This is a genomic window from Acidiluteibacter sp., from assembly GCF_055129545.1.
Map to the genome: position 1 here is coordinate 119,358 of NZ_JBSRUB010000034.1, position 10,506 is coordinate 129,863.

The window sequence follows — 10,506 nt, forward strand, 5'->3', positions numbered from 1 at the left end:
CTTAAACCAATTCAATATTTTGCATCAATTTTACATTAAAGTACTTTTCCTCATCAAATGAATTCAGAATTAAGCCTTTATCAAATGCTTCTTTTAAATCTCTTACCGCATCTTCTATGGAATGTTTTGGAACAAACCCAATTTCATTTTTAATGTAAGCTGAAGAAATGTGATAGGATCGATTATCATTGGTGGGCTCCACTTTAATATCAACTGCTTCCCCAACTACATTTTTAACCATTCCTGCAATTTCATTCACAGTAAAATTCTCATAGCCTGCATTGAATATCTTACCATTAATTTTTTCCTTTGGAAGATTTAGTAATAAAATATACAAATCAGTCATGTCCTGAATATGAATATTAGGCCGTTTTTGATTTCCACCGAAGACCTTTATAAATCCTTTATTAACAGCAAAATTTGTCAATATATTTACAGTTAAATCCAGTCTCAATCTCGGTGAAAACCCACAAACTGTGGCTGGACGAATTGTAACGCAAGTAAAATCTTCACTTGGATACTTTGCTAAAATTTCTTCACATTCTGCCTTAAATTTAGAATAATCCGTTAATGGATCTAATTCCATATCTTCTGTTACATTTAGCTCATCTTTAATGCCATATACCGAAGATGATGAAGCATAAATAAATCGCTCCACCCCATTCTCTTTTGCAATTTGAACCATCGGCTCAAAAGGATCTAAATTAATCGACTTTCCTAAATCAGGATTTAATTCAAAACTAGGGTCATTGGAAATACACGCTAAGTGTATCACAGCATCATGGCCAGGAATCAATTTCTTCATCAATTCAATGTCACGAATATCACCTTTTACTGCATTTAATTTTTCATGCATTGGTAATACATCGCTTCCATAAATCATTAAATCAATCACTGTAACTTCATATCCCTTATCTAAAAGCTTAGGTACCAAAATCGCACCTACATAACCTGCTCCACCGGTAATAAATATCTTTTTCATTTTTATATATCTTATTTGTTCTCAGTTGTTTTCTAAATCAGGAAGGAGATTTCGATTAGATTTTTTTTGCAGGAACCCCTACAACCGTAGAGTTAGATTCAATATTTTTATTGACAAATGCCATAGCTCCAACAATTACATTATCGCCAAGTGAAATCCCATATTGTAAAACAGAGTGTGTCCCAACAAAGCAATTCCTTCCAATCTTAGCACCTCCTACAGATCTTTGAGTATCATCTAAATTATTTGTCATTACTCTTGGACACAAATATGAATTATCTCCAATTTCAACACCTCTTGCCAAGATGGCACCATACCTAAGTGTAACATTATTGCCAACTTTACAAGAGCCCGAGCTACAAACCTTTGAGTCAATATAGCAGTCATTTCCAATAATCGTATTCTCCCTTAACTCTACACTACTTTTTACTACAGTATTATTACCAATACTAACCCCGTCCTTCATAATACAATGATGCTCAATACTCACATTGTCGCCAATTACAACACCGGCCTCAATTACACAGAAGTGTCCAATAATAACATTTTTTCCAATTGTAGCTTTCTCTGAGATATAACTTGTTGTATTCATAACTTTTATTTATGGGGTATTGGCGTTCCTCTACCCTTTCGATTAAAATTTTCTTTATATAATATTCGCGCTGGGACTCCTACCAATGTAATGTATTCCTCGTTAAAATTTTTATTTACCATTGCGCTAGCTCCAATAACAACATTATTTGGAATAATAATATTTGAAGGAATAACACTCCCGCTGCCTAAATAGCATCTATCACCTATAGTAGTATTACCGGCTAAGCTAACATTATTAGCCATGTGTACCATTTCTCCAACAATAGCTCCATGACCAATTTTAGTTCCATGAGCCAATACACTTCCTTTACCAATTACAGTATTTTCAGACAAGGAGCCCCTTACTATAGTAACATCAGTCCCTAAATGAACATTCTCTTCAATCACAACTCCTCCAAGCTGTGATTGATTTATTCGGTTTCCATTTTCATCCCAAACCCAAACAAGACCAACTTGACCTAGATTAGAATTACTGTCAATAAAACTATTCTTTTTAATTATAACATTATCAGAAATAGCTACATGACTCTGAATATTTACATTATCTCCAATAATACTTTTACCGACTACACAATAGGGACCAATATTAACATTTTCTCCAATTACAGCATCTTTATGAATAATTGCTGTTTCGTGTACCCTATGTTCTTCTTTTGTCTCAAAAAGCTCTGTCAACTTGTAATGAATCAACTGTGGATTATCAACTATGATAAATGTATTAGTTTCATCGATTTTTCTATTAGCGATGATAATGCTATTAGTTATATCTCTGATAGTTCCTGTAAATTCTTTTGACACATGATAGAGTCCACAATTAATTTTAGTCTTAAAATTTGCAGGAAAAACGTCTACCTCATAATTTGGATTTAGAACATTATATTTTATCAAATTAATCTCTAAATAGCTTTCAATATCTCTTAAATTCAATTGTAATATTTTTTAGAAAGCTAAGATAAACTTATTTATTCTAAAAATTGAAAAGTTTGGCAGCCTGTATACTGTTTAGGACAAAAAATACATTGAATTAATACTCTTATAAGCCAATTCTATGTAATTTAACTTATCCACTATCAAAAGAGTTCTAAAATTCGATCTAGTGAACTTATAATTCTTTATAAAAGCTTAACAGCATTCCTATCTTATTTTTTAAAGACAAATCCTCCCTACTCTTTTTAATCGAATCAGTTAACTCTTTGTAATCAAACTTACTTAACAACCCCTTTAAATCATCAAAGTCTTCCCACTTAGCTTCAACTCCACCTCCAAATTTTCGACCTAGGAAATTTTGAAATCTAACATCCTCACCAATAATTATAGGCAATCCAGCTTCGAAATAATTAAACATTTTTAAGGTTGTAGAGTAAAATCTTTTATCATCTAACCGTTTATTCGTTCTATGAAAAAATGGAAGCACGCCAAAATCATATTTTGAAAGCTCTTGAGATAATTGAGATTGACTTACCGATTGATGTAAATGAAAATACTCCATTTTCTTGTCAAACTCTACAAAATCAACAATGTGCTCTTTTAGTAGTGAAGGTGACGGATATACATGAAAATGAATTTTTTGACTATTCAATTTCTCTACTAACCAATGAATTTGCAAACCACCAAAGTAATCCTTATCCCTGTAGGCAGACATAATTCCTCCGACATAAACAATATGCAATTCATCATTTTTATTTTTAGTGTTACTCTTTAAATAAAAAAGATCATTGTCAGTATAGTTTGGAAAATATAGTTTTTTTGCTTGAATCTTCCCGTAATACTTCTTTGCAGTTTGTAACTCCAAACTATGACATACCAATCCATCAACATTCTTTAAAACGTACTCCTCTCTAACTATTTCTTTTTTCATATATGAAAAAGGTGGATTTAACCCAAAGTTTGTAATCAGTAAATCTTGAAAATCAAATATAACTTTACCTAATTTAACATTATCAACAACTACCTTAGCAGCCTGAAATGGGGGTCCAAAAGAATGAAAAATCACTTTTAATCCGTCTCTTTTTTTTAGAATTGACTTTAAGTGCCATTCATTTCTGTATGTATAAATTTCATCAAATACCGGATTAGAGAATTTTTTAGAAAATCCGCTTTTACTGCATATTAAAATCAACTCATAATTATCATTCTTTGACAACCATTTTGCCATGCGCGCAATTCTACCATGGAGGATAGTACCCACGAATACAATCGCTTTTCTGTCAGAGTTCTCTTTTTTTGTAATAAAAAAAAGAATGTAATCCGGCAGAATAGAAAACACTTCATTCGATTTGATAATAATTTTTCTATAAAGCAATTTTAGTTGACTCATTTTTATATCATTTAAATTTTATTACTTTTTTGTAAATTCATAGAAATTGATTCTCTGAAAAGAGAATTATTTTTATAATTCACATTAAAAAAGAAGCTGCGTTCAACCCATAAATACATCATAATTGTCTGTAAAATTCAACCAATTCGCCAATCTTATTTTTTAAAGAAAGAACCTCTCTATTCCTTTCAATTTCCGTTACTAAATGTTCATAGTCGATATTACTGAGCTTTGCTTTCAGATTGTCATAATCCTTCCATTGTGTTTCGATTACACCGCCATACTTTCTTCCAATATAATTTTGAAAAACAACATCTTCAGTAGTTAAGATTGGCAAAGTAGCTTCAAAATAATTGAACATTTTTAAAGTTGTGGAATAATACTGCTTATCAATTAACCGCTTATTTGAACGGTTGAAAAATGGTAAAATTCCAAAATCATATTGCCCCAATTCTACTGATAAATCAGACTGATTGACAGATTCATGCAAGTGAAAATATTCTAGTTTCTTATCAAACTCTATAAAATCAATGATGTGCTCCTTTAATTGCGAAGGTGATGGATAAACGTGTAGGTGTATTTTTTGATCATTGAGTTTATTCACTAACCAGTGGATCTGCATTATTCCATAGTGAGCACTATTTCGATAAGCAGACATTACTCCACCCACATATACGATGTGTATATTATTGAAATCTATACTTCTTTTTTTATGCTTATAAAAATGGTCGTTATCAGTGTAGTTTGGAAAAAGGATTTTCTTAGCTGTTATTTCCCCGTAATACTTTTTAGCAGATTGCAATTCCAAGCTATGACAAACGAGGCCATCAACCTTATTTAATACATTCCTTTCTAAAATGATATCATCTTTCATATAGCTGAAAGGCGGTTTTAGCCCGTAATTAGTAATGTTTAAATCTTGAAAATCAAACAAAACTTTCCCAAACTGGACGAACTCGACAACAATATTTGCGGCTTGAAAAGGAGGACCGAAAGAATGAAAAATCACCGGTTTTCCATCTAACCTTTTTAAGATTGTTTTCAGATGCCACTCATTCCTGTATGTATATACCTTTGAGAAGGAGGGGTTCAGAAACTTTTTAGAAAAACCAACCTCTCCGCAAATCAGAATTAATTCGTAATCTGTGATTCTCGATAACCATTTTGCAATACGTGCTATACGTCCATGAAGGATGGTTCCTACGAATACAATTGTCTTTTTATCATTCACCATTTTAGCTGTGAACACAAATTTGATGTAATCAGGAATAATAAATTTTACTTCATTAAACCGACCGATAATCTTTTTATAAAATAATTGAATCGAGCCATTCATCGTATCTTTTATTGAATGATTCTATTGAGCTGCTTTGCGATTGTAATAAAACAATCCACCTGTACTTAATATAAGTAAAAAAGTTGAAATATAAGCAAAAGTGCTTCCGATGTCATGAGAGTAGGGTTCGAAAACAAACTCTATTTCTCCATTTCCGGCAGGTATCGGTAAACCTCTTAAAAGATAATCTACTTCCAATATTTCTATTTCTTTACCATTTACAAAAGCCTTCCAACCCTTGCTATAATATATTTCAGAAAATACCCCAAATTGATCGGAAGTTGCATTATATGTATACTTCAGTTTATTTGGACGATAACTTTCCAATCTTAGGAAGTCTCCTGCATTTCTAGAGTATTGGGATCCTTTGGTTTGATTTGACACTACTGAAATAGCAACATTCTTTAAATCATATTTTTCTAAAGCTACAATGGCGGAATCAGCATTTGGAACGACTTTCAATTCGTTAACAAACCAAGCATTACCGTTTGCGTTTGGATTTTCAATTAAAACTTGACTTTGACCTTGACCGGAATTTACAACGCCTATCACATACTTCGTATTCAACATATTTATCACGTTCATCTGTGGTAAATAAGAAATAGCCATATCCTTTCCACCTTGAGCTATCGCTTGTTGCAAAGTATATTGCTCTTGACCCAAATGAAAATCGATTAATTCCTGATATTTCTTCATTTTAGCACCATGATATCCACCTAGTGTTTTATGAAAATAGGCCGTCTGTGCATCTGCATCTAATCGAGCGGTTGTGTTTAAAACTCGATAATGGGTTTCTCTCATCAAAGTGCTAAACTGAACACTTTCTGTCTCACTTTGTGATAGACGACCAACTTGTCCATTCTTTTTCTGAACAATTCCTGCATTTTGTTCAATTAGCTGTTGAATGGAAGGTTTCTTTGCCAACTCTCTCTTGAAAATTTCATAATCAACAGCTCCTGCAGCATAAGGTGTGGCCAATTTTTCTTTTTTGTCCCATGAAACAAACTCACCAGTTTTTGTCTTATCATTATTTACATAACGCTTATCATTCATCCAAAGATCAATCAACACAAGTGCAGTCAATGAAACAACTACTAACTTCCACTGCACTTTATCTTTTAAAAACAACACCAATAAAATAACTGCTATCAACATATACTTCAAACTGCCAAAAGCACTCGATTGAAAAACATCCACTCGATAATCTATCAATGCATTTCGCGACATTTCAATTGATTGAGGGTTGGCTTGACCTGCTTGTTGAGTAAATTGAATTTCTTCATTCGCAGATGTAAAATTTAAGAAACTATCAGGAGTGATACTAATTGCAATAAATACAATCAAAAATCCTCCGATAAATTTATAGAGCTTGTTTTGGTGAGCCATAAAATCGGCTTTACGAGCAACCAATTCATGCAAAAATAAAGCGGCCAATAACGGAAATGCTAACTCTACTAATATCATGATAATGGTTACCGCTCTAAATTTATTATACATCGGGAAATAATCAATGAACAAATCAGTAAACCACATTAAATTTTTACCCCACGAAAGTAAAATGGCTAAAATGGCAATAGCAAAGATTGGCCACTTTAAATTATTCTTAACAAAGAACATGGCAAGAAATGCTAATAAAAAAACAATAGCTCCAATATACACTGAACCAGATGTACCTGGTTGATCTCCCCAGTACGTATTTATAACGTTCCCGTTTTTCTGATATTCATTAACTAGGTAATTAAAAAAGGTAGGATTTTCAGCTCTCAATCTTTCAATTTCCTCTTGATCTCCTAAAATAGCTCCAGACCCAGGCCCTTTAGCATCAGGAATCAATAATGAGAAAGTTTCTTGTTTCCCATAACTCCACCTAGTGATGTAATCCCTGTCCAATCCATTTTTAGCAATATCTTCTTGTGGGGAATTTTTAGGCGAAATGGTTAACTGAGATTTACCCCTTGTTGACACTTTAGAGTATTCATAAGTAGAATAGAGGTTGCCAATATTCGCCATCAGGGCGATGATTAGTCCAATTATTAAAAAAAAGGAGATCTTTAAAAACTCCTTAACTCTATTGGATTTTATAAAATCAATTAAATAATAAACTCCTAAAAATAGAATTAATATTCCCAGGTAATAGGTTACTTGTAAGTGGTTTACATATATCTCCATTGACATGAAGAATGCAACAATCAAAGCACCAAACAAGGGTTTCTTGCGATATGCTAAAATAAAACCTCCTATTACAGGGGCCATATAAGCAATTGCAAATGCCTTCGAGTTATGCCCGGCCTCAATTATAATGAAAAAGTAGGATGAGAAACCGAAGGCGATTGCACCAAAAACTGAAATCCAAGGTGATATTCCAAGGCAGATCAATAAGATGTAAAACCCAATCATGTATAAGAAAGTAACACTTATCGGAATAGGCATAAGCGCATTTATACCGTCATGAATGTATGAGAAAATATTCCCATCATACTCTACTCTTGAGGTTTGGTAACTGGGCATACCAGCAAACATATTTCCCTGCCACAATGGGTCTTCATCAAAAATAACCTTATGAGTTTCTATTTCTTGAGACATTCCTTTGTGTTGGGAAATATCTCCTTGTTTCACTCGGTATCCTTGCATTGCAGGATAATAATAAACAGCTGCTAAAAGCCAAAAGAGACCGATCGCTATAATATGCGGCAAATACTTTTTAATCTCAAAGTTCATTATCTATCTTTTTTGTCATCGGAAAGTTCCTCGTAATCGACATATTCGCCTAAATCATCTGTTTTGATCTGATGAGAAGGCCTTGATGTTATCTTCACTTCTCCTTCTCGACTATCATCAGTTGATTTATTCTGATTAAATTGATTACTTGTTTGCCCATAGAATTTTTCTTGCTGTTTATTTATAAACCTTTTCAATAAAAAAGGAAACAAATACTTCGCTAAAAATTTCAATCCATAATAGACTGCTAATATGACTAAAATAGTCTTAATAACATTGACCAAACCCGCTTCTTGAATCATTATTTACTCAAATATAAGTTTCTTTCGGAATAAATTTCTCTAAAAAACTTATCCTTCAAATTCGGAATAAATCGAATTGCTTCACCAGTTGATTTCATTTCAGGGCCCAATTCCTTATTTACATTCGGGAATTTATCAAATGAAAATACAGGAATTTTAATGGCATAACCATCCAATTTAGGCGTGAAATTAAAGTCAGTTACCTTAGCACCAAGCATTACCTTTGTAGCATAATTAACATAAGGCTCATCGTATGCTTTTGAAATAAACGGAACAGTTCGAGAAGCTCTAGGATTAGCTTCTATGATATAAACTACTTCGTTTTTTATTGCAAACTGAATATTGATAAGACCTTTAGTCTTTAAAGCAACTGCAATTTTTCGGGTATGATCATCAATTTGTTTTAATACATTCTCGCTTAAATCAAATGTAGGTAAAACTGCATAAGAATCTCCACTATGAATACCAGCAGGCTCTATGTGCTCCATTACTCCAATGATGTAAACATTTTCTCCATCGCAAATCGCATCAGCTTCTGCTTCAATTGCGCCTGACAAAAAGTGATCTAACAATATTTTATTGCCTGGCAAATCTTTTAGTATTTCAACAACGTGCTGTTCTAGCTCTTCTTGGTTGATTACAATTTTCATTCCCTGGCCTCCTAATACATAGGATGGTCTTACTAGTAATGGAAATCCTATTTCTTTACTTAACTCAACTGCATCATCAGCATTGGTGATCGATCCATATTGAGGGTAAGGAATATCATTATCTTTCAATAGATCAGAAAAACGACCTCTATCTTCAGCTAAATCTAGTGCTTCATAACTAGTTCCAATAATTTTAATACCGTATCGATCTAATTTTTCAGCCAGCTTCAACGCAGTTTGACCGCCGAGCTGGACTATTACACCTTCAGGTTTTTCATGAAGGATAATATCATAAATATGTTCCCAGAAAACTGGTTCAAAATATAATTTATCAGCGGTATCAAAATCGGTAGAAACCGTTTCAGGGTTACAATTGATCATTATTGTTTCATAACCCATTTCTTTAGCAGCTAGAACACCATGAACACAGCAATAATCAAATTCGATCCCTTGACCAATACGGTTAGGACCACTTCCTAACACAACTATTTTCTTTTTGTTAGAAACCACAGACTCATTCTCTCCTTCAAAAGTGCTGTAATAATAAGGTGTTTTAGCTTCAAACTCAGCAGCACAAGTATCTACTAATTTGTATACTCTATTGATTCCTAAATCATGTCTGCGTGTAAAAACCTCACTCTCCATACAATTTAAAAGATGTGCAATTTGTCTATCTGCATATCCTTTTTGTTTCGCTTCGTATAACAAATCCTTAGGAAGTTCTGCTAATGTATATTCCGAAATTTTATTCTCCAAGGAAACCATTTCCTCAATTTGTGACAAAAACCACTTATCAATTAATGTTGCACTGTATACTCGAGACAATGGAATGCCCAATTTAATTGCATCATAAATATGAAATAATCTATTCCAACTAGGATTTTTCAGGCTATACATGATCTTTTCCTGATCTCTTAATTCCCTTCCGTCTGCACCTAATCCATTTCTTTTAATTTCTAGTGATTGACATGCTTTTTGCAACGCTTCTTGAAAGGATCGTCCAATGCCCATTACTTCACCGACCGACTTCATTTGAAGACCAAGCGTTTTTTCAGGACTATCAAACTTATCGAAATTCCATCGAGGTATTTTAACAATCACATAATCCAATGTTGGTTCAAACAGTGCTGAAGTGCTTCCTGTAATTTGGTTATTTAATTCATCTAAATAATAACCGATAGCTAATTTGGCAGCAATTTTAGCAATAGGGTATCCAGTAGCTTTGGATGCTAGCGCAGATGAACGAGAAACTCTTGGATTAATTTCAATAGCAATAATGTCCTCGTTTTCATCATTACTTACTGCAAACTGAACATTACAACCACCTGCGAAATCTCCAATGGAACGCATCATATGAATAGCCATATTTCGCATCTTCTGGAATGTGGTATCAGATAGAGTCATAGCGGGTGCTACAGTAATAGAGTCTCCAGTATGAATTCCCATTGGGTCCATGTTCTCTACAGAACAAATAATAACCACGTTATTATTTCTATCTCTCAACAACTCTAATTCAAACTCCTTCCAACCTAAAACTGCCTTATCAATTAGTACCTCATGAATAGGAGAAGCATGCAGCCCTCTTGTCAACAATTTATCAAACTCCT

The 10,506-nt window shown here is 33.3% G+C and carries 8 protein-coding genes; all 8 read right to left on the reverse strand.

Annotation, left to right across the window (positions count from 1 at the left end):
- Position 1 precedes the first annotated feature (1 nt).
- Entirely contained in the window at positions 2–982 is a 981-nt protein-coding gene (locus ACTB0X_RS16515; RefSeq protein WP_463026139.1) for an NAD-dependent epimerase/dehydratase family protein, read from the reverse strand.
- Between the two features lie 55 nt (positions 983–1,037).
- The gene (locus tag ACTB0X_RS16520) at positions 1,038–1,574 is read right to left on the reverse strand and encodes a DapH/DapD/GlmU-related protein (RefSeq protein ID WP_463026140.1); all 537 of its coding nucleotides are present in this window, start codon (positions 1,572–1,574) and stop codon (positions 1,038–1,040) included.
- A 5-nt stretch (positions 1,575–1,579) separates the two neighbouring features.
- Positions 1,580–2,503 carry a DapH/DapD/GlmU-related protein gene (locus ACTB0X_RS16525; protein ID WP_463026141.1) on the reverse strand — a complete coding sequence of 308 codons (924 nt, stop codon included), beginning with the start codon at positions 2,501–2,503 and terminating at the stop codon, positions 1,580–1,582.
- A gap of 175 nt (positions 2,504–2,678) precedes the next feature.
- Positions 2,679–3,893, reverse strand: coding sequence for a glycosyltransferase family protein (locus ACTB0X_RS16530; RefSeq protein WP_463026142.1), 1,215 nt, complete (start codon positions 3,891–3,893; stop codon positions 2,679–2,681).
- 118 nt (positions 3,894–4,011) lie between these two features.
- Positions 4,012–5,229, reverse strand: a complete 1,218-nt coding sequence (locus tag ACTB0X_RS16535) for a glycosyltransferase family protein (RefSeq protein ID WP_463026143.1) — start codon at positions 5,227–5,229, stop codon at positions 4,012–4,014.
- Positions 5,230–5,250: 21 nt separating this feature from the next.
- Positions 5,251–7,947 carry a YfhO family protein gene (locus ACTB0X_RS16540; protein WP_463026144.1) on the reverse strand — a complete coding sequence of 899 codons (2,697 nt, stop codon included), beginning with the start codon at positions 7,945–7,947 and terminating at the stop codon, positions 5,251–5,253.
- Entirely contained in the window at positions 7,947–8,249 is a 303-nt protein-coding gene (locus ACTB0X_RS16545; protein ID WP_463026145.1) for a DUF4834 family protein, read from the reverse strand. The genes ACTB0X_RS16540 and ACTB0X_RS16545 overlap by 1 nt, the downstream gene beginning before the upstream one ends.
- Positions 8,249–10,506 (reverse strand): carbamoyl-phosphate synthase large subunit (carB, locus tag ACTB0X_RS16550; RefSeq protein ID WP_463026146.1); only part of this gene is annotated, 2,258 nt, incomplete at its 5' end. The genes carB and ACTB0X_RS16545, both read right to left, overlap by 1 nt.